The sequence below is a fragment of the Cellulomonas septica genome (assembly GCF_012396155.1).
GTDB classification, from domain to species: domain Bacteria; phylum Actinomycetota; class Actinomycetes; order Actinomycetales; family Cellulomonadaceae; genus Cellulomonas; species Cellulomonas septica.
In genome coordinates this window covers 1-1601 of the sequence record NZ_JAAXOY010000744.1, presented here as the reverse complement: position 1 = coordinate 1601, position 1601 = coordinate 1, and the positions used below count along the sequence as shown (strand labels likewise).

Sequence of the window (1601 nt, the reverse complement as noted above, 5' to 3'; positions counted from 1 at the left end):
CCTCGGCGGCACGCTCGCCGCGCCCGCCACGTCTCCGGCCGACGAGTTCCCCAGCTCTCCCGCCTGACGGAGGACCGGCCGCGCACGTCGCGGCACGCGTCCACGGCCCGCACGGGCCACCCATCAGCACGGAGGAGCACCACCATGCACACGTTCGTCCGTCGAGCGCTGCAGACAGCGCTCGTGAGCGGCGGCATCGTCGTCGCCGGGGCCGGCCTGGCCCATGCTGCTGAACCACCCGCCTCACCCCTCACCCTGACCGTCGACCTGAGCATCGGCGGCGGCGACGACGGCGTCCTCGGGCTCGTTCCCGACGGCGGCACGCTCGTCCACGCGCCGGTCAGCGTGCCGGTGGACGTCTCCGGAGTCGCCGTCGCCGTCGGCGGGAACGCGACGTCCGTCGCCGCCGCGCCCGCCACGACCCCGGCGCCCGCGCCGGCGCCCGTCGCGCCCGACGCGCTCGTCGAGGCACCGGTCGTCGCGCCGGTGTCCGTCGGGTCCGTCGCCGTCGGCGTCCTGGGCGACGCCACCGTGACAGATCACGCGTCGGCGGCACCGTCCAGCGCGGCGGTCCCGCCCATCCCGAGCGACGCGGGCCTGGTGTCCGCACCGGTCACCGCGCCGGTGGACGTCTCCGCCGTGGCCGCGGGCGTCCTGGGTGACGCCACGGTCACCTCGTCCGACGCGGCCGCAGGGTCGACGGGCGGCAGCCGTCCGGACGCGCTGGGCACCGACGACGAGACCGCCGTCGCCCTCCCGGTCACCGGGCCGGTCACCGTGTCCGGGGTCGCGCTCGGAGTCCTGGGTGACGCCGTCGTCGACGGCGCGCCCAGGTCCGCCACGCCGGACACGTCCGCGACGCCCGCCCGGGACGCGCTCGTGAGCGCGCCGGTGACGGCGCCCGTCCACCTCACAGGCATCGCGGTGGGCGTGCTGGGGGACGCGCTGGTCGCGGGTCCGTCGGTCGCCACGCGTGACGGGTCGGTGAGCCGACCGGGGACGGACGGCTCGCTGGTCAGCGCGCCGGTCACCGTGCCGGTCGACGTCTCCGGGGTGGCCATCGGCGTCCTGGGTGACGCGGTCGTCGAGGGCGCGCGCAGCACGACGCCGGCGGCCACGGGCCCGACCGGTGCGACGTCCGACGGCGCTCTTGTCCAGGCACCGGTGACGGTGCCGGTCGACGTGTCCGGGGTGGCGCTCGGTGTCCTGGGTGACGCCGTCGTCGACGGCATGTCGACGAGCACCGAGACGGCGGAGCCGACGTCCGACGACGCCCTCGTCTCGGTCCCGGTGACGGTGCCGGTCGACGTCTCGGGTGTCGCCGTCGCCGTCGGCGGTGACGCCGTCGCCGGGTCGGCGTCGGGCACCGGGACCTCGGGCGACGCGTCCGGCAGCATGCCCGGCGACGCGCTCGGGTCGCTGCCGGTGACGGTGCCGGTCGACGTCTCGGGTGTCGCCGTCGGCATCGGTGGTGACGCGACCGTCGAGACCGTCGCCGCGACGACCCCCGGCACGGTGCCGGGCTCGACGGGCTCGAACGGATCGGTGTCCGGCGGCGGCACGGTCGGCACGGGCGGCGGCACCGTCGGCACGGGCGGCAG

The 1601-nt window shown here is 77.4% G+C and carries 1 pseudogene; it reads left to right on the top strand.

The features are described from left to right. Positions 1–144: 144 nt before the first annotated feature. A pseudogene (locus HGA02_RS18765) lies at positions 145–1601 on the top strand (hypothetical protein); the annotation flags it as partial.